General features: G+C 51.1%; 18 protein-coding genes. 10 read left to right on the top strand and 8 right to left on the bottom strand.

The features are described 5' to 3' along the window. Positions 1-61 precede the first annotated feature (61 nt). The 3 genes from DUE52_RS13185 (at position 62) to DUE52_RS13175 (ending at position 5,779) form a co-directional block, all read left to right on the top strand. A complete protein-coding gene (locus DUE52_RS13185) occupies positions 62-862 on the top strand; it encodes a polyprenol monophosphomannose synthase (RefSeq protein ID WP_114406473.1) in 801 nt (266 codons plus the stop codon). 481 nt (positions 863-1,343) lie between these two features. After that, positions 1,344-1,688 (top strand): T9SS type A sorting domain-containing protein, encoded by a 345-nt coding sequence (locus DUE52_RS13180; RefSeq protein WP_114406472.1) that lies wholly within the window; start codon positions 1,344-1,346, stop codon positions 1,686-1,688. A gap of 80 nt (positions 1,689-1,768) precedes the next feature. Then, positions 1,769-5,779: a S8 family serine peptidase gene (locus DUE52_RS13175; protein WP_114406471.1), complete on the top strand. Its 4,011-nt coding sequence runs from the start codon at positions 1,769-1,771 to the stop codon at positions 5,777-5,779. A 25-nt stretch (positions 5,780-5,804) separates the two neighbouring features. On the opposite strand, the gene DUE52_RS13170 is transcribed toward DUE52_RS13175, so the two are convergent. After that, on the bottom strand, positions 5,805-6,227 hold the full coding sequence (locus DUE52_RS13170; protein WP_114406470.1) for an EamA family transporter: 423 nt from the start codon (positions 6,225-6,227) through the stop codon (positions 5,805-5,807). 91 nt (positions 6,228-6,318) lie between these two features. Between DUE52_RS13170 and DUE52_RS13165 the strand changes: the two genes are divergently transcribed. Together DUE52_RS13165 and DUE52_RS13160 are read left to right on the top strand one after the other, a co-directional pair. Then, positions 6,319-6,681, top strand: a complete 363-nt coding sequence (locus tag DUE52_RS13165; protein WP_114406469.1) for a hypothetical protein — start codon at positions 6,319-6,321, stop codon at positions 6,679-6,681. A gap of 427 nt (positions 6,682-7,108) precedes the next feature. Next, a complete protein-coding gene (locus DUE52_RS13160) occupies positions 7,109-8,341 on the top strand; it encodes a ubiquitin family protein (RefSeq protein WP_114406468.1) in 1,233 nt (410 codons plus the stop codon). Between the two features lie 36 nt (positions 8,342-8,377). Here DUE52_RS13160 and DUE52_RS13155 read toward each other — a convergent pair whose 3' ends face one another. Then, entirely contained in the window at positions 8,378-8,992 is a 615-nt protein-coding gene (locus tag DUE52_RS13155; RefSeq protein ID WP_114406467.1) for a Uma2 family endonuclease, read from the bottom strand. 55 nt (positions 8,993-9,047) lie between these two features. Further along, positions 9,048-9,896 carry a carboxypeptidase-like regulatory domain-containing protein gene (locus tag DUE52_RS13150; RefSeq protein WP_165840931.1) on the bottom strand — a complete coding sequence of 283 codons (849 nt, stop codon included), beginning with the start codon at positions 9,894-9,896 and terminating at the stop codon, positions 9,048-9,050. 170 nt (positions 9,897-10,066) lie between these two features. On the opposite strand from DUE52_RS13150, the gene gcvT reads away from it, so the two are divergent. The 3 genes from gcvT (at position 10,067) to DUE52_RS13135 (ending at position 13,217) form a co-directional block, all read left to right on the top strand. Next, positions 10,067-11,161 (top strand): glycine cleavage system aminomethyltransferase GcvT, encoded by a 1,095-nt coding sequence (gene gcvT / locus DUE52_RS13145; protein WP_114406517.1) that lies wholly within the window; start codon positions 10,067-10,069, stop codon positions 11,159-11,161. 75 nt (positions 11,162-11,236) lie between these two features. Further along, positions 11,237-11,953 (top strand): 2-phosphosulfolactate phosphatase, encoded by a 717-nt coding sequence (locus DUE52_RS13140; protein ID WP_114406465.1) that lies wholly within the window; start codon positions 11,237-11,239, stop codon positions 11,951-11,953. Between the two features lie 82 nt (positions 11,954-12,035). Then, entirely contained in the window at positions 12,036-13,217 is a 1,182-nt protein-coding gene (locus DUE52_RS13135; protein WP_114406464.1) for an ATP-binding protein, read from the top strand. 138 nt (positions 13,218-13,355) lie between these two features. Here the strand turns inward: DUE52_RS13135 and acpP are convergent, their stop codons facing one another. The 4 genes from acpP to DUE52_RS13115 all read right to left on the bottom strand — a co-directional run bounded on the left by acpP (position 13,356) and on the right by DUE52_RS13115 (position 17,818). Next, positions 13,356-13,595, bottom strand: coding sequence for an acyl carrier protein (gene acpP, locus DUE52_RS13130; RefSeq protein WP_114406463.1), 240 nt, complete (start codon positions 13,593-13,595; stop codon positions 13,356-13,358). A 147-nt stretch (positions 13,596-13,742) separates the two neighbouring features. Further along, positions 13,743-15,008, bottom strand: coding sequence for a TolC family protein (locus DUE52_RS13125; protein ID WP_310587805.1), 1,266 nt, complete (start codon positions 15,006-15,008; stop codon positions 13,743-13,745). 172 nt (positions 15,009-15,180) lie between these two features. Beyond that, a complete protein-coding gene (locus tag DUE52_RS13120) occupies positions 15,181-16,755 on the bottom strand; it encodes a DHA2 family efflux MFS transporter permease subunit (RefSeq protein ID WP_114406461.1) in 1,575 nt (524 codons plus the stop codon). 1 nt (position 16,756) lies between these two features. Continuing rightward, on the bottom strand, positions 16,757-17,818 hold the full coding sequence (locus DUE52_RS13115; protein WP_229312157.1) for an HlyD family secretion protein: 1,062 nt from the start codon (positions 17,816-17,818) through the stop codon (positions 16,757-16,759). Between the two features lie 256 nt (positions 17,819-18,074). Between DUE52_RS13115 and DUE52_RS13110 the strand changes: the two genes are divergently transcribed. Beyond that, positions 18,075-18,593: a MarR family winged helix-turn-helix transcriptional regulator gene (locus DUE52_RS13110; protein WP_114406459.1), complete on the top strand. Its 519-nt coding sequence runs from the start codon at positions 18,075-18,077 to the stop codon at positions 18,591-18,593. A 78-nt stretch (positions 18,594-18,671) separates the two neighbouring features. Next, positions 18,672-20,027: an NAD-dependent succinate-semialdehyde dehydrogenase gene (locus DUE52_RS13105; protein WP_114406458.1), complete on the top strand. Its 1,356-nt coding sequence runs from the start codon at positions 18,672-18,674 to the stop codon at positions 20,025-20,027. A 3-nt stretch (positions 20,028-20,030) separates the two neighbouring features. Here DUE52_RS13105 and DUE52_RS13100 read toward each other — a convergent pair whose 3' ends face one another. Continuing rightward, a complete protein-coding gene (locus tag DUE52_RS13100) occupies positions 20,031-21,983 on the bottom strand; it encodes a sensor histidine kinase (RefSeq protein ID WP_114406516.1) in 1,953 nt (650 codons plus the stop codon). Positions 21,984-22,017: the final 34 nt, after the last annotated feature.

Here is a 22,017-nt window from a genome sequence, read left to right as displayed (position 1 = left end):
CCTGATTCCGGTATTTTTTTTTGTTATTTTATGACTAGCCTACTCTAACCCGTTTGTTACCTTGAAAGAATGCTTAGTGGTCATTCCGACCTATAACGAAATTGAAAACATCGAACTCATTATTCGGAAGGTAATGAGTCTGCCGACGCCTTTCGATGTGCTGATTGTCGATGATGGATCACCGGATGGCACGGCCCGGCGCGTGAAAGAATTGCAGCAGGAGTACGGCGCCGACGGTTTGCCGTGGCGGCTTCACTTGATGGAGCGGAAAGGCAAGCTGGGACTCGGAACAGCCTATATCACCGGTTTTCGCTGGGCGCTGGATCAAGGATACCGGTATATTTGCGAAATGGATGCCGATTTCTCTCACAACCCCGACGATCTGGCGCGACTCTACGAAGCCTGTGTCGACACCGGCAACGACGTGGCCATTGGCTCCCGATACATCACGGGCGTCAATGTGGTAAACTGGCCGATGGGCCGGGTTTTGATGTCGTATTTTGCCGGAATTTACGTTCGCTTCATCACCGGGATGTCGGTCATGGACCCCACCGCCGGATTCATTTGCTACAGCCGGGACGTACTGAAAACCGTCCTGCAAAATAATATTCGGTTTGTTGGCTACGCCTTCCAGATCGAGATGAAGTTTCTAGCCTGGAAATACGGGTATCGCATCACCGAAGTGCCGATTATCTTCACCGATCGCACCCGGGGAGCCTCCAAAATGTCGAGCGGAATATTCAAAGAAGCCGTGTTTGGCGTTTTGCAAATGAAAATTGCCAGCTTTTTCCGGCAGTATATTCCCCCGCCGAAGCAACCAAAACCGGTTCTGGCGGAGCCGGAAACCACGGAAGCGGTGTAGGATCAACCTACACCGCTTTTTTTTGCGCTTTTCATTTAAAACAGTGTCAATAGTGCAGCAAGATCTCGTTGCATTATTCCAGGCTATTGTGTTTACTATTCAATAGGTTCGGGTTTCAATATTTTATGGCCAAAAGGCCCGTTTTAGAGCCATTTCAGGCATTTTCAAAATAGCCAGATTTAGGTAAAACCTCAAATTGTCTTCATTTGGTGAAAAATAAAATTGTATTATATAAAGAATTTTTGAATTTTTCAATTATTTCTGATTCTTGAGTAAGCGGCTTATCTGAAAATTAAATGAATCCGTTTTTACTGGAAGCCAAATAATATTTGGTGCGCATAAATACAATTGTAATAACCTGTTGAAATCGAAATTGCACTGAAAACCAGTGCTTTAAACGGGTAGAACTTTATATCGTCTTTTAATAGTTACTTTGTTGAATAGTTCGAAAAAAGGTTTTCCACTGTAAACAAATAGAAAGATGAACACCACACTGAAAGCTTCGTTAATGGCCCTTGGGATGGGCTTTATTATGATTTGCGTAGTCGACGCCGTTACTCCTAAATCACTGCTTGGTTCGTTGATGGGCCAATCCGCTCCGCAGGCGAATGTAACCGTCGTTGTCAATAGGGTTGATGATCAGCCGATTACGGTTCGGTTGTCAAAATTGAACGGCGAAGTGATTGCCAGCGAGCAATTGGGAGAAGGAAACACGGTTCATTTCGGTTTGAAAGATGCCGTAAACGGTACTTACCGGGTTGAAGTTTCCAACGCGACCACTAAAAAGGTAAAAGACGTAGTTCTGTCTGCCCAGAAGGCGGTTTAATACTAAACGGATTAAAAATCCGTTCTGATTACATGCTAAGCCCAACAGTTTTAATAACTTGTTGGGCTTAGCATTTTTTTATGGCTTCACGTTTCCGATTTCTGTGGATTGGCTTGCTGGTAGGAATGGCGCTCGGAGCCAATGCTCAAAAACCGCTTTACAACCGGCAACAACGGTCGGTTCTCAACCAGCTTAGTCAGGGTTTGCAGCAAAACCGTCGCCCGGCGTACCTTCGGGCTGTAGAAATCGCTCAGAAACGGAAGATTCCGCTGCGTCAGGAACGCTCAGACGGAACGGTCATGCTTCTCCACGGCGTCGATGAACACAATAATCTGCTCTTTAAGGCGACAAATAGTGCTACTCGGGCGGGCAATACGACCCGTACCTCATCGCTGTATACCGGCGGTTCGCTCGGCCTGAACCTGTCGGGCACCAGCGCGGCTGTGCGCGACAAACTGGGCATCTGGGATGGCGGCAAAGTGCGCCTGACCCACGCGGAATTGACCGGGCGGGTCACACAAGTGGACAGCAGCGGTGCCATCAGCAATCACCCGACCCACGTGGCTGGCATCATGATCGGTGCCGGGGTAAACGACCGGGCGCAGGGAATGGCTTTCGGAGCCAATCTGAAAGCGTATGACTTCAGCAATGATGACGCCGAAATCGCTGCGGCTGCGGCTGATTTGCTGCTTTCCAATCATTCATACAACATTCAGGCCGGTTGGGTTTTTAATGCCGACCGCGCGGGTGACGTCAAATGGGAATGGTGGGGCGATACAACGGTCAATGCGTTGGATGATTACAAATTCGGGATTTACAACAGCGGTGCCCGCGATCTGGACCGCATCGCCGTGGCGGCTCCGTATTATCTGCTGGTGAAATCGGCGGGAAATACGCACGGGCAGAATGGCCCGGGAGCCAACGAACCCTACTGGCTCGTCAACCGGAATGCTGCCAGCCGCACCCCCCGGAATAATCAGAATGGTTACGACCAGATTTCGACGGATTGCAACGCCAAAAATATTCTGTCGGTGGGGGCCGTCAGCAGCATTGCCACCGAATATGCCCAACCTTCGGACGTCCGGCTGGCGGGTTTCAGTTCTTGGGGGCCGACCGACGACGGGCGCATTAAACCGGATCTGGTGGGCGTGGGCGTCAGCGTGCTGGCTGCCGGGTCGGCCAATGACAATGCCTACGCCACACTTTCCGGCACGTCGATGGCGGCACCCAACGTGTCGGGATCGTTGCTTTTGTTGCAGGAATACTACAGCCAGTCGCACAACGGCCAGCTCATGCGATCGTCGACGCTGAAAGGACTGGCGTTGCACACCGCCAATGAAGCCGGTGACGCGCCCGGCCCCGACTACCGGTTTGGCTGGGGGCTGCTCAATGTGGAAAAAGCCGCGCGCGTTATTGCCAATACCGACAAAAGCCATTTGCTGGAAGAGCGAACGCTGAATCAGGGCGAACGACAAACCGTGCAGATCGTAGCCTCGGGGCGCGGACCGCTGGTGGTCACGATTTGCTGGACCGATCCGGCCGGGACGAGTCTGGGTGCTTCCGTGACGAATTTCAATAACCGCAGTCCGCGACTGGTCAACGACCTGGACATTCGGGTGGCGGATGGTTCACAGACACTGTTACCCTGGGTGCTCGATCCGGCCAACCCGGCGAATCCGGCGACGCGCGGGGATAACCTTCGGGACAATGTGGAGCAGATTCTGATTGCCGACGCCATTCCCGGAAAAACCTATACGCTGACTATTTCGCACAAAAACAGTCTGGCAAATGGAAGACAGGATTTCGGTCTGATCGTCAGCGGAACCGGCGGGAAAGCCTATTGTGCATCGGCGGCTACGTCGGCGGGTGCGGCCAACATCGACCGCGTTCGTTTCGGTACCATCGATCAGGCCGGGCGCGACGGCTGCCAGTCGTATTCAGATTTCTCCAGTGTCATCACCAACGTCTCCATCGGGCAGCAGTTACCATTGAACATCACCCTCGGCAGTTGTGGCGAAAACCGGCAGACTGTTACAAGAGCGTTTATCGACTGGAATTTAGACGGTGATTTTGATGACGCCGACGAGCTAGTGGCTACCTCGGGTGTGCTGACGACTACGGCCACGTTCTCGACAACCGTAACGGTGCCGGGCGGTTTGGTAGAAGGACAATCTACGCGCCTGCGGATTGTGACGGTCGAAACGAGTGATGCCAGTGCCGTGCAGGCTTGCGGAAATTATGCCAACGGCGAAACGCAGGATTATCTGGTGCGCTTCGTTCGACCGCAAAGCGATGTCGGAATCAGTGCGTTGGTGTCGCCCCAGAACGGTTTTTGCAGCCAGTCCGAGATTCAGGTAGCGGTGACGGTTCGGAATTATGGCTCCACCGAGCAGCGGAACATTCCGGTGACGGTTCAGATTCTGGCCCCTTTTGGTGCGGCTGTTGCCAACCTGAGCGACACGCTGAGAGTAGCGTTGGGGCCGTCGCAGGAAGCCCGGTTGGTTCTGCGTGGCTTAGCCGAATTCAGAACCACAACCGCCTATCGCTTCACGGTTCAGACGCGTTTGCCAGCGGATCAAAATGCGGCAAACGATCAACTGGTCGGCATTCTGACGACTTCGGCAGCCATCACCGAGCAGGGCAGTTTTTCGGTTTCCGCCTGTGACAACAGTGCGGTTTCTCTCCGAAATACCGGCAGTGGCACAGCTTTCTGGTACGATGCCCCGACGGGCGGTAACCTGATCGGTGCGGGCAATCAGGCAACGGCGCTCAGCCAACCGGCCAGCGGAATTTATTATGCCGCACTCAACCAATTTGCCGGCACGTTCGGCCCGACCACGAAACAGGCGTTTGGCGGTGGGACGTATTCGGGGAATTTTGGGCCGCAACCGGTGATTTCGACGCAGGTTCCGATCGTTCTGGAAAGTGCCCGGCTGTATATTGGCAGTGCAGGACGGATTACGTTTACGGTTCAGAAACCGGATGGAGCCTTCGTTTCCAGCGTAACACTCGATGTGACGCCCACGCGAAGTCCCAACACGCCCGTTGGAACGCCCCCGTCGGGCCAGCAATCGGACGACCCCACCGATCCGGGCGCCAATTATCTGCTTAATCTGTCGATTCCTGAAGCGGGCAATTACACGATTGGTATTGCTTATGAAGATGGTGCTACTATTTTTCGGAGTAATGTCGGCGTCACGGGTTTTCCGTTCCAGATTCCCGGCGTCATCAGTCTGAAAGGATCACTGTTCAACGGGGACACGCTGACGAATGCCTATTATTACTTCTACAACCTGCGGGTGAAAGCAGCGGGTTGCCCGGCATCGGAGCGCGTGGCCGTGACGCCAAAACCGGGTTCTGCGGTGGTGGCGGTGGTAACGCCGGACGGCGCGACGGACATTTGCCGGGGCAGTTCGGTGGTGCTGCGGGCGCAGAATGTGGCCGGTTATGCCTATCAGTGGTTGTTGAACGGACAGGCGATTTCGGCGGCTACATCCGCTACGCTGTCGGTGGCTGCTGCCGGTTCCTACAGCGTCCGGGTGTCGGGCGAGTGCCCCACGGCGACCTCGGCGGCTGTCGTCGTTACGGTCAAAGATCCGCAGGCACCGGTGATTACCCGCGATGGCTACACCCTGCGATCCAATGCGACAACGGGCAACCAGTGGTTATTGAACGGCGTTCCGATTGCGGGAGCCACGCAGCAATTGTATACGGCCACACAATCGGGACGGTATTCGGTTCGTGCCAATGCCAACGGCTGTGCCGAACTGGTTTCGGCAGAAATCACGCTGGACGTCATTACGTCGGTAAATCCGCCCGTCAGTTCGGGAATGAGCCTGCGGGTTTCGCCGAATCCCGCTTCCCGGCAGGTGACGGTTGCGTTTGTGCCGGAATCGGTCAAAAGCCGGACCTACCGGTTTACGCTGGTGGATGTCCGGGGCATAGCCCTTCGCTCGGCACTCCTGACCCGGACCGCTACCGATTATTCCGGGAACATCGACGTGTCTACCTTGCCACCGGGCCTGTTTTTTGTATTGATTCAGGATGAAGACGGGCAAACCGTTCGGCGCAGTAAATTGCTGAAAGAGTGAGTAAGCGGGGTTTGCCCCATACCGGTTATTCCTTCGACAGCGCGATCAACACTGCCCCACCAGCCATCAGGAGTGCTCCGGTGATGATTTGCCAGTTGATTTTTTCTTTCAGGAAGATAACCGCCAGGATAATCGTAAACAGCAGCGAGATTTTGTCCAGTGGCGACGTGCGGGACGCATCGCCTAATTTCAACGCTCGAAATGTAAGCAGTGACGATACGCAGGTGATGATGCCCGCAGCGATCAGGTAAATCCAGACGCGCCGTTCAATGCGACTGACATCCGGCAGATTGCCTTGCCCGATCACGACGCCCCACGACACCAGAAGAATGCAAACCGATTGAATCGCAAACGCCAGGCTGGAATCAACGTGTTTGATGCCCGCTTTGGAAAGTGTCACCACGACAGCGGAAGCTAGAGCGGCCAGTAACGAAAAAACGATCCACATGAGTTGATAAAAGATGAGTATACAATCAGAAAGTGTTCGTTGAAGGAAAAGGATATAAAATCTGATTGAAAGGGTTTGCCCCATCAACGCTATGAAAGTCGCAGTAGAAGAAGGGCAGTACAAGACGGTATTGGCTGATGGTCGACAAACCGTTACGATCACGCACATTGAGGAGGGCGTTAGTGAACGCAAGGGAATACCTTTCTTTGCCGTCCGGTTTGAAAACGAAGCCGGTTACGTTTCCCACCGGTTTTATCAATCCCCGGCGGGTATGCCCGCGATCATCAGTTTGTTTGATCAGGTTGGGATCAAAGCCCAGGAAGGAAAAGAGCTTGATACCAAACAGTTGATGAGGAAAGAATTAACGATTGAGGTGGGTGAGCGGTCGTATAGCGACCCCGAAACCGGAAACGAGCGCACCCTGAAACAGGCTATTAACTTTCTGGCGAGTTAATGATCTGGTTGGCGGCTTACGCCGGTTGGCTGATTTACAAAGGCCCGGGCTTGATGGTCAGGGCTTTTGCTTGAATAAGGTAAAAGGAAATTACCAGGGGCCTTCCGGTAGAGTACTGATTAACTTAACCATGCATTACTGCTACGTCTGGGCGGTTTTGGCGTGTTCAATGAATTTCACGTTTGCGAGCACAAATCAAACCACCAGAGGCAGATTACCTTTCTGAAAAACCGCCTGCCGGGGGTGAAAACAACATAGGATTGATGAGGGCTAATCAGGATTGCAAATCCCGCTCAGTAGGCTTCAAAAACCTTCTATTAGGGTAAGACTTGCAAAGGATTAATTTTAGGCCTTCATCAATGATAAATATTGCTTATATTCGTTATAAATTTGAAGTTTATTAGCTTTATACAAATAAAGTTTACTTATGAAGAATACAAAAGGTATTGAGAATATTTATAAGACATATCAAGCTAACCTGAAAGCGGTTTCTTATTACTTTGAAAAATTTGGAGATTTAGCTATAGGAGAAGACAGGAGTATGGCTTCTGAAGCAAGTGGATTTATTAATGCCTTGTTTCAGAAATCGGGTATAGATATTGATACAATAAGAAATAATGATAAAAAAAATAGAGACGATAATGAAAAGAGTTCTTTTAAAATACAGATTGATGAAGCAGATGCAAATTTGCTTTTAAAGATGGTGGACAAGCAATCTAAGATATCAACAAAGAACTTTGAAGTTCTTTCTAAAGGAGCTTTTTTGATGTTGAATAACTATTTTGAATATCTGTTGGCAGACTTATTATCATTCTATTACACTTCTTTTCAAAAATCTCTAAACGATAAAGAGGTTAAAATGTCTCTTAAAGAAATTAATGAATATGAGTCAATTGAAGAGTTAGTTAATGCTCAAATTCAAAGGGAAGTTGAAGCCATGTTGATTGAGAAAACATTTGAACAACTATTAGATCATTTTGAAACTCGACTGAAAATTAGTCTGGAAAAAGATATAATAAATTGGAGCTTGATCAAAGAATATAGAGAAAGAAGACACATAATAGTTCATAATTCATCAATTGTAAATAAAAAATATATTACAAGAACTGATAATCCTTACAATTTAAAGATTGGAGACACTGTAGGGATTTCTAAAGAGTACTTCGCTGAATCTCTGAGGGTTTTTCAAATTGCAGGGCTGCTTCTTATATTTGAATGTTGGGGGAATTGGGAAAAAGGTACTGCCGATAAAGCAATTGAAACAATGATGGTTCAATCTTTCAATTTTTTGAAAAATAATGATAATCACTTAGCTAAATCTATTTGTAATTTTAGTGATAAAATTGAAGCAAGAAATGAGCATCAGGAAAATTGTTTGCTAAGATTGCTAATTAATAAGTGTATTGCATTAAAGAGGTTAGATAATAAAACTACTTTAAAAAAAGAATTAAAAAAAATTAAGGTTGGGACTTCTACACCTATTTTTAAAATAGCATATTTAATTCTAAATGATAATGATGAAGATTTGTTAGAGAATTTTAAAAGAGCAAAGGTTTTAAAAGAAATTGACAAACATATATATTTTGAGTGGCCAATATTTGAGTTTATTAGGAATAGAGATGATCTTCATTTAGAAATTATAAATATTTTAAATAATTAATTTTATGATTACTATATATCATATTTATGACGTGACTCAAAACGCAATCCCTTCTTCCTTTAACAACTCCGCCAGATTCAAGGTACAACCTTCCAAAACCGTTACATCATCAGACCAGGTCTGCGTAATCCACGGCTCGTTGCGGGCCGCGACGAACACTTTTCGGGCGGTGGTGGTGATCCAGATGACGCGCTCGACGCCAAACGCCAGAAGTTTATCGGTTTTATCCCAGATATAATCCTGATCACCAGCCGCATATTCTTCAACATCCACTTTGATGTCAAACTCAATCACCACTTTGGGTGGTATTTTGAAATACTTTCCGTGGAGTTCCGTGATGGTATTGCGGTCAAAAATGGCAATGTCGTTGGCCGTACGGCCGAGGTTGGGCATAAGCAAACCCACTTCATTTGTCGTCAGCAAATACGCTTTTCGGTTAATGTTCGTATATAAATACCCCAGCAGAGCAGCCACGACCGCCCCCTGAATATCGCTGCAACCCATGATTTCTTCCGGTGTTTTGCGTCCCGCCAGCACGTCTTTATACCCTTTGTAGTACAGCGTGCGTCGGCCCAACTTCTCGTAAATCAAGGAGTCGGGTACTTTCGGGTTTCGGCGTTTAATCTGCTCTTTGAATACAATCGTCCCCATCGTCGAGTTAGCGTTAACAAAGCCAAGATACGAAAGAAATCCCGGTCAGTTGCCTTCACTCCAGCGCAATCTTCGCCTGAATCACCGGATGCTCGCCCATTCCGACCCGCGAGAGGGGCGCGTTGCGTCGCCAGGTGCCGCCGTTGATGCGCTCCCAGTAGGTTGCCGTGCGCAACTCCCGGTTAAACGCCAGGTATTGCCCGAAACACTCCCGCACGTTCTTCTGACCATCCGGCATTTTGAACGAGGTCGCGAATTTGTACCGGTCTTCGTTGGTCGGGAGCCATTCCATCGCAATGAACAGGCCTTCTTTTGGGAATTCAATCTGGTAGCGCGACAGATCGACCTCGCACCAGGTGTTGCCCCGCCGGGCGGCTGTCACCACACTCTGGGGCAGCCGGTCCTCGCCCGGTTCGCCGTCCGCGTTGGCGTAGACGCGCACCCGGAACGGTGCCGTCGCCACGCCCCCGCGTGCAATCAGATACGAAACCCGGTGCAAATAGCCCCGAATGCCTTTGGTATTGCGAACGTGCAACGCAAACTCGATGTTCCGGCCTGAGCAGTTGCCCCAGACAATCGGCGCGCGTTTCCGAATGGCCCCAACGGCCACTACCTTCGGTTTTCGGCCCCGAACCACAATTTCGGTCAGCACGTTCGGTTTGGCCCGCAGCCGGTAAACCGCCGTGCTGTCCGACAAACCGGCCAGTGGCAGCAGCAGATTCTCAAAGCCGACGCAGCTAATCAGGAGCGTGTCGATGCCCTCCGGAATCGGGGCCGAAAACCGTCCCTGCGCGTCGGCGTAGGTGCCAAACCGGTGCTGTGGCTCGCTGATCAGCGCGTAGGAAACCGGCTGATGGGTGCTATCAATCTGAACTTGCCCCCTGATCGTCGTTTGAGCAAGCATTAATAAAGGGCTGAATAAAAAAACAAAGGGAAACAGAAACCGGCAGCAGGTGGTCATGTACATGGAAAACCGTCAACAATTCGGTAGTTTTGTAATTCGGGTGAATGGATAAAGAGCGCGATCGATGCGTTGAACCGGAATCCGAATCGCATTTACAATTCTTCCGTTTTATGGATTTAAAGCACGTACCGCTCGAAACGATTCACGAACAACTTGGGGCAAAAATGGTGCCGTTTGCCGGATTTCTAATGCCGGTGCGGTATTCCTCCGACCTTCTGGAGCACCAGACCGTCCGCAATGCCGTCGGAATTTTCGATGTATCCCACATGGGTGAGTTCATTTTGAAAGGTGAAAAAGCCCTTGATCTGATTCAGAAAGTGTCGGCCAATGATGCCTCGCTGCTCTACGACGGCAAAGTGCAATACAGCTACCTGCCCAACGATCAAGGGGGCGTGGTCGACGATCTGCTCATTTATCAGATCAGCAAGTTAGAATATATGCTGGTGGTAAATGCGTCGAACATCGAAAAAGACTGGAACTGGATCCAGAGCCAGAATGATTTTGAAAGCGGCCTGGAGATGATCAACATCTCGGACGGCACCTGTCTGTTTGCGGTTCAGGGGCCCTTGGCGGCTCAGGCACTGCAACCGCTGACCAACGTCCTGCTGGATTCGATGTCGTATTATACCTTCGAAAAAACGGATTTTGCCGGTTTTCCCAACGTCATTGTCTCAGCAACGGGCTACACCGGCGCGGGCGGTTTTGAGATTTACGTGGCCAACGAACAGGCCGAAGCCGTTTGGAACGCGATCATGAAAGCCGGAGAACCCTACGGCATCCAGCCCATCGGACTGGGCGCGCGGGATACACTGCGGCTTGAAATGGGCTATTGCCTCTACGGAAACGACGTCGACGACACGATTTCGCCCCTGGAAGCGGGTTTGGGTTGGGTGACGAAATTTACCAAGCCGTTTGTCAATTCCGAAAACCTGCAAAATCAGAAGAAGGACGGTTTGAAACGGAAACTGGTCGGGTTTGAACTCATCGACCGGGGCATTCCGCGGAGCCATTACGAGCTTTGCGACGCTGATGGAAACCGCATCGGTGAAGTCACGTCCGGCACCCAGTCGCCCACGCTTAGCAAGGGCATCGGGATGGGCTACGTTCCGACGGAATACAGCAAACCGGGTTCCGAACTATTTGTCAAAGTCCGCGACCGGCTGTTGAAGGCACAGGTCGTGAAATTACCTTTTGTAAAAAATTAACTTAGATAGGAGCACGGATTGAACGGATTAAAACTGATTTTTATCCGTTCAATCCGTGCTCCTATCCCTCCCAGCATGAAAACAATCGACGTCTGCCTGACTCCCGATTTACTCCACCTGCATACCGATTCTCTCGAAAATTCCATTGTTGTCGTAGCGGACGTATTCCGGGCTACCTCGTGTATGGTGACCGCTTTTGCCCACGGGGTCAACAGCATCACGCCGGTGGCGACGGTCGAGGAGTGCAGCCAGTTGCAGGGCCGGGGCTATCTGGCCGCAGCCGAACGAAACGCCAAAAAAGTGGACGGTTTCGAACTGGATAATTCGCCGTTCAGCTACATGGATGAGCGACTGATCGGCGCCGACATCGCCATGACGACTACCAACGGTACCTACGCCATCACGCGCTCACGAAACGCCGTGAAAGTACTCGTCGGGTCATTCCTGAACCTCGAAGCGGTGGCGCGGTTTCTACAGGGCGAACGCTACGACGTGCTGATCTTGTGTGCAGGCTGGAAAGGGCGTGTCAATCTGGAAGACACCCTGTTTGCCGGGGCGCTGATTGAGCGGCTGAAAGACGAATATATGGTTCCAGAAGACAGCGGACTGATGGCCTTGCGGCTGTATGCCCAGGCAAAAAACGATTTACCTGCCTACCTCGCTCCGTCTTCCCACGTCCGGCGGCTGCACCGGCTCAGTATTCACAAAGACATTATCTACTGTTTGCAGCACGATCTATACGACGTCATCCCGGTTTTGCGGGGCAGTGCGCTGGTGAGTATGGAGGTGTAGATTTGGATACTTTGTCCGATTTTTAGCAATTATGCATTTTATCGGATAATTTGCACAAATCTTGTGCAAATTATCCGATAAAATGGTTGAAAGAAGGATATACAGCGCTTTAGAAGCGCATCTTAATCGCAAGCAGGTAACGGTTATTACCGGTATGCGACGTGTAGGGAAATCTACAGCTTTACGGCATTTACTCAGCAAAATACCGCACTCCAACACGCTTTATCTGGATTTTGAACGGATAGAAAACCGTATTCTCTTCAATCAGAATTCCTACAATGACATTGAACGCGGTCTTGTTTCACTGGGCTTGAGTCTGGATAGACCGGCGGTAGTTGCTCTGGACGAAATCCAACTGGTTCCCAACAGCCCAAGTGTCATCAAGAGTCTTTATGACACTTACGGGATTAAGTTTCTCGTAACGGGTTCCAGTTCTTTCTATCTCCGTAATCATTTCGCGGAAAGTCTGGCTGGTCGAAAACAAATCTTTGAAATGAGTCCGCTGGATTTTGAAGAATTTGTGCGTTTCAAAAATGGGGATACTACCCTCCTGCAAACCGGACGGATGCAACCTTTTCTTTTTCCTTTTTACGACAAATGGAAGGGATACTATGAAGAATATCTTCGATTTGGCGGTTTTCCTGAAGTTGTGTTAGCCGATGACGAAGCCGCAAAAACCGACTATTTAAAAGATGTATTAAATGCTTACATAGAGCTGGATGTCAGGCTGTTGTCAGATTTTAGTGTCAGTGATACACTTTACAAACTGATTGCCATGCTTTCGAGTCGGGTGGGGAGCCGTATTGATTATTCGAAGTTGTCGAGTCTGGTTGGGCTGAATCGAAATAAGTTGAAAGACTACCTGCATTTACTGGAATACACCTATTTCATCCAAACCACAACGCCTTTCACCAGTGGGTTGGATAAGGAGCTTTCCAAACAGCCCAAGCTTTATTTCGCGGATACAGGACTGCTTCAGACAATCGGCCAGGTGAGTGGTGGTCAGGTTTTTGAGAATGCCATTGCCAATCAGTTGGCCCGTTTGGGTAAGGTGCAGTATTACCAGCGAACCACCGGAACCGAGATTGACTTTGTGTTGAACCGTCAGACGGCCATTGAGGTGAAGGAAACCTGCACTCCGCATGATCTGATGACGGTAAATGAAAGGGCAAAGAGTATTAACTTAACTGAAAGCTGGCTGGCGGGGCGATTCCAACCCGCCAGTGGATTCGAGCAGTTTGTTTGGGGCGGCTCAATCTTTTAGAAAGATCGATTTCGCGCTATTCTGATAAGCGTAGAAGTGCGCTGGTGAGTATGGAAGTGTAGTCCAAAAAAAGAGCCGACGTGCATATCCTTCCGGAATCGCACGTCGGCTCTTTTCGTATTCTATCTTTAGTTTTGCTTAGTCCTGCATGGCAACGTGTTGCTCCGTCTGCAAATAGTCTACAACGCCCTGAAAGGTAGTCAGTTTTGAGTAATCTTCATCGGGAATCCGAACGCCGAATTCCTGTTCCAACTGCATGATCAAATCGACCGTGTCCAGGCTGTCGAGGCCCAGGTCGCGCGTAAAGTGAACGGTAGGATGAATGGCCGATTCCTTGATGCCGAAGTTCTTGAGGATGTTGGTTACGCGATCTTTCATAGTCGTAAACTGTTTTCAGGTTGTCTAGTCGTGCAGACGAGCATCTGCTGGTGTGTGAGAGCGGCTATTTGTGTACGTGGCCACGTTGAAAGAACCGTCTGTTTTCTTTTTTAGTTTGCCAGACAATCAACTTTTCGTTTCCGGTACCTATAAATTTTCGCCCAGCAATCGTTTGTACTCCAAATGATTGAGTACGAGTTGGTACTGATAGTTCAATCGGGCCAGTTCCGCTTCTTCCACACCGGTTTCCGCGCTCTGCAACTCAACGGGTGTAATGACGCCGGAGGTTAACCGGATCTGGGCAATTTCCAGCGCTTTCCGGGCCTGTAACACCTGCGTTTCCAGGTTCTGTAACCGTTGCTGATTACTCCGAATGTCGGCGTTCAACTGCTCCAGACTCTGCCGCAACTGGGCGTTGGCATTCTCTACGGCGTACCGGCTGGCGTCCAGATTCAGACGGGCGGCCTGGTTTTGCAGACTGTATCGTTTGCCGGAATAAATCGGTACCGTCAAATTGACTCCGGCCGCTACGTTAAACCTCAGCGCGCCAATTTCCGGTAAATACCCGTTTTTGTACCCCGCTGAACCGTTAAAACTCAGGTTAGGCCGTCCACTGCGGTCGTTGGCCAATACATCGGTTTGAGCCGCCCGTACCCGGTCTTGCGCTAGTTGTACTTCTTTATTTGTTGATTGAGCCGTTTGCAGGCTTCCTTCCAGTGTGAATGGCTGAACCTGCGCATCGAACTGAGCGGCAGCAGGGCTGATGGCCGGATTTGGATCGCCGGTCAGATACGTCAATAACGCCCGTTGCCGCTCCAGATTGTTTTGCAGATCAATTTTTCGATTCTGGGCGGATTTCAACCGAACCTGCTGCGTCAGCAAATCATACTGCAACGCTTCACCGTTTTGCAGGCGGTTTGTAAAAATCCGGATGTTGCCCTGCGCCACGGTAATGACCGAATCCTGCACTACCAGACTCTTTTCCAGAAAACCGATGCCGTAATAAACCGCAGCCACCTGATAGCTGAGGTTTTGCCGGGTCAGTTCCAGATTTCGGCGCAGCAACTGCACCTGATCGACGGCCTGTTTAATGCTGGCGTCCGTTCGGCCAAAGTCATACAGGGTCTGCCCGATGCCAATGTTCGCATTGACGTTGTGGTTGGGCTGAAATTGAATCGTAGCATCCTGACCGTTAACCGGCAAGGTGGCCTTCGCGACGGGCGTAACGTACTGGTAAATACCGTTACCGGTAATGTTGGGCTGGTAGGCCGAGCGGGCAATGGCTACGTGTACTTCGCCCGCCCGAAGCTGTTGCTGCTGCTCTTTCAGACGCGGATAGTTGGTATTGGCCTGATTGATAAGCCCCCGCAAGTCGTCCGGAATCGACTGGGCCTGTACAAGGTTTGTGATCAAGGCGGTAAATATAAATAGGCTTAATTTTTTCATTTTATTAGTGTGAGCAACTACCTGAAAATTAGGTTCTAACAGATTTCGAAATGCCCCCAACCCCCTAAAGGGGGCTTTCAAAACAGAGGTTTTAGCCCCCTTTAGGGGGTTGGGGGCATTTCGATTGGGGGTGAGATGTTTAGTGGGCGGCATCGGCTGCGGCTTTGGCGGCTGCGGGGTCCATTTTTTTGTTCTGCATCAGAAAGAGCAGCGGCAGGGTCACCACAAAAAAGAGCCCGGCGAGTCGGAACGTGTCCAGATACGAAATCATCAGGGCCTGTTTGGAAATCAAAGCATCCATGTTTCGATAGGCGGCCGTAACGGAGTCGAACGCATTGACACCCCGGGACGCCAGGCTCTGGGCCATCGCATTCAACCGGTCGGTGGTCAACGCATCACCGGGTTGCAGGTTCGAAACCAGATCGTTGCGGTGAACCGCACTGCGCTGAGCGATGTACGTATTAGTGATCGCGACCCCGAATGCTCCGCCCAATTGCCTCACCATGTTGGTAAACGCAATACCGGTCGGCAGTTCAGACGGTTTTAAGGTTGAAATCGACTGGTTGATCAATGGCGCATTGATCATCGCTAAACCGGCCCCGCGCACCAGCAACGCCCACGTAAAATCGCGCTCGCTGGCGTCGGCGTTGAGGTTCGACATCATGTAGCAGAACAAAATGAACGCCAGATAGCCGAGAATGGCGAAAATGCGCGGAGAAACACCAGCCGCCATCGACCGCCCGACCACCGGAAACATGATCAACGCCACCGCCCCGCCCGGAATCAGGATGTTCCCGGTTTTGGTCGCCGTATACCCGACAATCCGCTGGGCAAACAATGGAAACAGCAGAATCGAGGTGAACAAGCCGTAGCCGATGATGAACACCAGCACCGAACCGACGGCCAGATTGCGGTTTTTCACCACCCGCAAATCCATCACCGGACTCTTGGTTTTCAATTCCCACCACAGAAACAACGGAATGGAAATGGCGGCTACGATGGTCAGGTACAGAATGGCGCGGTCGTCGAACCAGTCATCTGCTTCGCCCCGTTCCAGCACATACTGCAAACTCCCGACGCCCACGGCCAGCAACAGAATCCCGATCTGATCGATCTTGATCGTACTGCGATCGATGCTGTATTCGGACGGCTGTTTGTCAATAAAGGTCGAGCACAGAAAAACCGCCAGAATCCCGATCGGAACGTTGATGAAAAACATCCAGCTCCAGTGGTAATTGTCGATGATGTAGCCACCCAGGGTGGGTCCGAGGGTCGGACCCATCACGATGCCCATCCCGAAAAGGGCCGAGGCAATGGCGCGCTGCGAGGGCGGAAACGCATCGTACATGATGCCCTGCGAGGTCGAGAGCAACGCGCCCCCGCCGATTCCCTGCAAAAAACGGAAAGCCACCAGCGTCCATAGATTGTCGGCAATGCCGCAGAAATAGGACGCAATCGTAAAGAGAATGATGGAACCGATGTAGTAGGTTTTCCGGCCAAAATAGTTCTGGAGAAAACCGGTCATCGGAATGATGATCACGTTGGCAATCGCGTAGGCCGTGACGACCCATGAAATGTCTTCAATCGTAACGCCGAGATTGCCCGCCATCTGGGTGATCCCGACGTTGACAATCGACGTGTCGATTAGCTCCAGAATGGCTGCCGACACGGTTGTGATGACGATAATCCACTTTTTGAATCCTGCTGATGCCATCTTACTGCACTTTCACGGCTACGTCCGTACTCAAACCCGCCCGCAGCAGTTCTTTGTATTTCGCCGGATTTTCGATTTCAATTTTCACCGGAACCCGTTGGGTTACCTTCACAAAGTTGCCGGAGGCATTGTCGGCGGGCAGCAGGGCAAATTTGGCCCCGGTCGCTTCCGAGAGCGAAACGATCTTGCCTTTAACTTCCAGATCCGGGTACGCATCGATTTTCACATCGACCGGTTGCCCGACGCGCATGTGTTGCAGTTGCGTTTCCTTAAAGTTGGCCACCACCCAGAACGTCGAGTCGTTCACGATGGTGAACAGGTTCTGGCCGGGTTGCACATACTGGCCGACCACCACGTTTTTCTTACCGATTTTGCCGGCGATGGGAGCGGTTATTTTGGCGTAACCCAACCGCAGTTTGGCGTTGTCGATGGCGGCCTGTTTCACTTTCAGCAGCGCCTGCGCTTTCAGAATGTTGGCCTGGGCCTTCGCAATGTTGGCCTGGGCCACGGCTTCGGAGGTTTTGGCCAGCCCGATCTGCTGCACATTGGCGTCGAACTGCCGAGCCTGAACCTCGGAGTTGTTGCGGCTGTCATCCAGTTGCTTTTGCGTCAGCGACTGGCCTTTGTACAGATTTTCGTCGCGTTTGAGGTCGTTGGCCGCTTTCGAGACCCGTAATTGTTGCACATTGGCATTCGACTGGGTGACTTTCAGATTTTGCTGCACATTGCGGAAACTGGCCTGCGCATTTTGCAGATCCGCCCGGGCGGTTTGAATATCGGCCAGTGTTTGCTGGTAATCGGCCTCGGCCTGTTGCAGCGCCACTTCATATTCCTGCGGATCAACGGTGATCAGTTCCTGACCGCGCCGGACGGCCGCATAATCTTCGATGCCAACCTGTTGCACATACCCGGCAACCCGCGCCAGAACCGGGGCCGTGTTGCCCTCAATTTGGGCGTTATCGGTTGTTTCGTACTGTTGATTGTAGCGATACGATTGAAAACCGTAAAAAGCAGCCGCCACCACAACGACCAGCACGAGCAGACGGGGGAGATACTTTTTCACGGGTGTGGTTTGTTCTGTTGCCATTTTTAGGAAAAGTTATACGAATCTTGTTTTAGTAAACCAAGTTGACTACTTTTGGGCAAAAGTAGAAGAAGTTTTGAGAGTAGTCAACTTAATTGACTAGTTGTTTCCGCACTTTAACAGGATTTTAATAGCAGGCATTGGGGCAGGCCAACGACCGTTTACGCAGTAGATGCTACTCACCTTGTGAAAAGTTTGTAACTTGTCGGCTCTGTAACGACGCAAAGGAAGACGTATGAATACCGAAGCGGTGGCGGTTGAAAAACCGTTTGATTTTCAGTTTTTTTATAAAGTGCGTGAGCGGACGTTAGGCCGTGTCATGTCGAAAATGAAGCGGTTTTTAGGCCGGTATGTCGAGCAACGGCTTCCCGAACTGGGCTTTCCGGATTTTAAAGCGAGTTATATTGCCTTTCTGGCCAATCTGGAGGAGGATGGCATTACGAACAACGAGCTGGCGAGACGGGCGGGCGTTACCAAACAGGCGATGAGCAAGGTCGTCAAATTGCTGGAAGACGACGGCTATATTTATACGGTGAAAAACGAGCGCGATTCGCGTTCCAGTCAGATTTTTATCAACGAACGCGGCAAGCAGTTGATGGTAGCGGTTTTCAACTGCATGGAGGAGATTCGGGAGAAATTCCAGGCCATTGCTGGTCGCGAACGGGTTGAGCAGATGATCGATACAATGGTGATGCTGGTGCGGGAAATCGAAAAAGATACCGGCCCCTTATCGGGTATTCACTGCGTGCAATAAGGATTGCTGCTGAAATTTTCACCCTAACTGGTCAGTCGGTTAGGGTATTTTTTTGCTAAGGAATAAAAACCACAGGCCATGAACTTTACATCTGTCAACCCCTACACCCAGAAAAAAATAAAATCCTATCCGGCCCTGAGCGCACAGTCGCTCGACCAGAAAATCAAACAGGCGGACCGCGCTTTTACGGGTTGGTCGACGCTTTCGCTGGAAGAACGTTTGGCCTATTTTCGGAAAGTAGCGGTTTATCTGCGCCAGGAAAAACAGCGGTATGGGGCGTTAATGACGGCTGAAATGGGCAAAACGCTCAAGGAAGCCGTGGCGGAAGTTGAAAAGTGCGCCGTTGGATGCGATTACTACATCGAACACGCACCCCGGTTTCTGGCCGATCTGACGATAAAGACAGAAGCCAAAAAGAGTTTTGTGGCCTACGAACCGCTGGGCGTGGTGCTGGCCGTGATGCCCTGGAATTTTCCGTTCTGGCAGGTGTTCCGGTTTGCCATTCCGTCGCTGCTGGCGGGCAACGTCGGTTTGCTGAAACATGCCGCCAACGTCAGCGGCTGTTCGCTGGCGATTGAAGAAATCTTCCGGGCCTGCGAGTTTCCGACCGGCACGTTTCAGTCGTTGCTCATTGAATCAAAAACCGTCGAAACCGTTCTGAAAGACCCGCGTGTCAAAGCCGTCACGTTGACTGGCAGCGAAAAAGCGGGGATGTCGGTGGCGTCAATTGCCGGCAGCCAGATCAAAAAATCGGTGCTGGAACTGGGCGGTAGCGACGCTCTGATTGTGCTGGCCGACGCCGATCTGGAAAAAGCCGCCCAAACCGCCGTGCAGTCGCGGATGCAGAACGCCGGGCAAAGCTGCATTGCCGCCAAGCGGTTTATCGTCGAAAAATCGGTTAAGAAAGAATTTACAGAACGCGTTCTCAGTCATATTCAAACTATTCAGCAGGGCGACCCGACACTGGAAAATACCACCATGGGGCCAGTGGCGCGGGTCGATCTGGCCGAAACGATTGAAAGCCAGTGTGCGGAAACCGTTCGGCAGGGTGCCCGGATTCTGCATAGCGGAAACCGGGAGGGCTGCAATGTGCAACCGATTTTGCTGGATAAAGTAAAACCGGGAATGACGGCTTTCGATCAGGAAACGTTTGGGCCGCTGGCGGTTATCGTTGAAGCGAAAGACGAACAGGATGCGGTGAAGCTCGCGAATCAATCCCATTACGGTCTGGGTTCGGCGCTCTGGACGCGGGATCTGGATCGGGCCGACCGGCTGGCGCGGCAGATTCAGGCCGGTTCGGTGTTTGTCAATTCGCTGATGCGTTCCGATCCGCGGGTGCCGTTTGGCGGGGTGAAATTGTCGGGATTTGGCCGGGAGTTGGCGGAAGTCGGGATGAAAGAATTCCTGAATATCAAAACCGTCTGGATGGAATAACGATCAGACCGCCACTTCCACCACCGTGCCACGATCGGAGTAAATCCGGAACTGACCGCCCAACTCCTCAGCACGTTTTTTCATGTTTTGCAACCCGTAATGGTTGTCGAGCGATTCGTCCTGATTCCAGGACAAACCGTTGCCGTTATCGCTGACACTCAGTTGGAAAGAACCGTCGGGTTTGGCGAGCAGCAAAACCGTCACCTCTGTCGCGTGGGCGTGTTTGACTACGTTGTGTAAGGCTTCCTGCATGATTCGGAACATGTTCAGGGCCTGAACCGAGGTCAGCGGCTGGGCGAGTTTACCTTCGGTATGGATCGTAATCTGTAGCGGGTCCAGTTGCTGAAAATACCGGCTGACGTAGTGGTTGATCCGCTCCTCAAATTCTTCCAGCGTAAAACTTTCCTGGTGGATGGCCCAGATGGTATCGCGGAGCATCTTGATGGCTTCGCGCGTGTAATCGACGACAGAACGGAGCTGCGACGACAAGGGCCGGGTGTTGGCGACCGGCTGTTTTTCGGCCTGACGCGCGATTTGCTGCAAACTGTTGACAATGAACGACAATTGCGCGCCCACGTTGTCGTGCAAGTCGCGGGCAATGCGTTCTTTCTCCTGAAAGGATTCATTTCTGAGCTGAAGCCCCTGCACGTGCGCTTCAAACGCCAGCCGTTGCTGCTGGGTGCGTTCTTCGCTGAGTCGTTCGTTGTGGTCGCGGATGAGTTTATACCGGTACGCCAGCCCAAAGGTTAGCACCATGACTTCAAACAAAGCCGCCAGGGCGAAATTCTCGTAGCTTTCCAGAAAAGCGTAGGTCGGAAACAGCTTGAGATTGCACAGAATCACCAGAAAATTGAGGGCATAAAACGGACTGACGGCCACCAGATAAAGCCAGGCTTCCTGCACGCGATACCCCCGGATGAGGTTGATGACGATGAAAGCCCAGATCAACGGCATCGGCAGCCAGTAAAAAACGATAAAAAGCCGCATCACCATCAGTTCGACCAGGGGGGGGACGTAGGTGATCCATTCGACCAGCAGGGACGTCAAACAGAAGACGCCACCCACCAGAGCCACCGTTGCCACCCGATGCCACAGGCGACTCGGGGTTTTTTCCAGCGACAAAAACGACCGCACGAAAAGCAATTGGAAGAAGAAGAGCAGCAACGGAAACACGAAATAGATGTTTCGGTTGGGCATCCGGAACTGGCTATCGAAATAGAACTGGTATAAAAAACCGTCGTTGATGAAAAAGTAGCCCGCCAGACCGATCACGCAGAGAATGTACTTTGCATAAATTCGGTCGAAGGTGGTCAGGTAAAAGAAAAAACTGATGACGATAACGAACAGAAATACCGAAAAAATACCACCCCAGAACGCGTAATCGCCCAGAATGAAGGTATCGAGCCCTCCCTGTGGCCGAATGGTGATCGGGACCACCTGAACGCCCCGGCTTTTGAACGACCGAACGTAACAGGTGACTTCCATCCCGGCAGGCAACGTGAACGGAAACCAGTAATTGCGGTGGTAAACCATTTTCTGCGTAACGGGCGTTTTCCAGCCGTATACGGGAGAGGTATAAACGACCTTTTGACCGTCGGTAATATACAGTTGTAGATCGTCGAAGGCCCAGAAATCAATTTCGCAGAACAGCGCCTGGATTTGATTGGACGTGTTTTTCAGCCGGAAGCGCACCCAGACCGGGTGTGAAAACTGATTGCCGCTGCTGTAGCCAAAATTCGGAATGGGCGACGAACTGGGCTGGAACGCTGCGGCCATTTCCGGGCGCACGACCTGATCGATGGTCAGCCGATGGGCCGTATCCTGAACAAACCAGAGATCGTGATCGAGAACGAGCGTCTGATTACCGGACGAAACGGGTATGACGGGTTGGTCTGCCCAGACAAAAACCGGAGAGAATAGACAAAGAAAAACAACAAGCCGGTAAAGAGGAGCCATACCGTCGGGAAGGTTCGGACCCAAATATACTGAA

The sequence above is a fragment of the Larkinella punicea genome, assembly GCF_003334855.1.
In the GTDB taxonomy this organism is placed as follows: Bacteria; Bacteroidota; Bacteroidia; order Cytophagales; family Spirosomataceae; genus Larkinella; species Larkinella punicea.
This window is presented reverse-complemented; position numbering and strand designations above follow the sequence as displayed.

Bases quoted from the DNA above. Each gene is read 5' to 3' on its own strand.
- DUE52_RS13155 (WP_114406467.1), bottom strand. From the start codon at position 8,992: ATGGGGACGATTGTATTCAAAGAGCAGATTAAACGCCGAAACCCGAAA.
- DUE52_RS13175 (WP_114406471.1), top strand. From the start codon at position 1,769: ATGGCTTCACGTTTCCGATTTCTGTGGATTGGCTTGCTGGTAGGAATG.
- DUE52_RS13135 (WP_114406464.1), top strand. From the start codon at position 12,036: ATGGTTGAAAGAAGGATATACAGCGCTTTAGAAGCGCATCTTAATCGC.
- DUE52_RS13165 (WP_114406469.1), top strand. From the start codon at position 6,319: ATGAAAGTCGCAGTAGAAGAAGGGCAGTACAAGACGGTATTGGCTGAT.
- DUE52_RS13160 (WP_114406468.1), top strand. From the start codon at position 7,109: ATGAAGAATACAAAAGGTATTGAGAATATTTATAAGACATATCAAGCT.
- DUE52_RS13105 (WP_114406458.1), top strand. From the start codon at position 18,672: ATGAACTTTACATCTGTCAACCCCTACACCCAGAAAAAAATAAAATCC.
- DUE52_RS13120 (WP_114406461.1), bottom strand. From the start codon at position 16,755: ATGGCATCAGCAGGATTCAAAAAGTGGATTATCGTCATCACAACCGTG.
- DUE52_RS13150 (WP_165840931.1), bottom strand. From the start codon at position 9,896: ATGCTTGCTCAAACGACGATCAGGGGGCAAGTTCAGATTGATAGCACC.
- DUE52_RS13110 (WP_114406459.1), top strand. From the start codon at position 18,075: ATGAATACCGAAGCGGTGGCGGTTGAAAAACCGTTTGATTTTCAGTTT.
- DUE52_RS13180 (WP_114406472.1), top strand. From the start codon at position 1,344: ATGAACACCACACTGAAAGCTTCGTTAATGGCCCTTGGGATGGGCTTT.
- DUE52_RS13170 (WP_114406470.1), bottom strand. From the start codon at position 6,227: ATGTGGATCGTTTTTTCGTTACTGGCCGCTCTAGCTTCCGCTGTCGTG.
- acpP (WP_114406463.1), bottom strand. From the start codon at position 13,595: ATGAAAGATCGCGTAACCAACATCCTCAAGAACTTCGGCATCAAGGAA.
- DUE52_RS13140 (WP_114406465.1), top strand. From the start codon at position 11,237: ATGAAAACAATCGACGTCTGCCTGACTCCCGATTTACTCCACCTGCAT.
- DUE52_RS13100 (WP_114406516.1), bottom strand. From the start codon at position 21,983: ATGGCTCCTCTTTACCGGCTTGTTGTTTTTCTTTGTCTATTCTCTCCG.
- gcvT (WP_114406517.1), top strand. From the start codon at position 10,067: ATGGATTTAAAGCACGTACCGCTCGAAACGATTCACGAACAACTTGGG.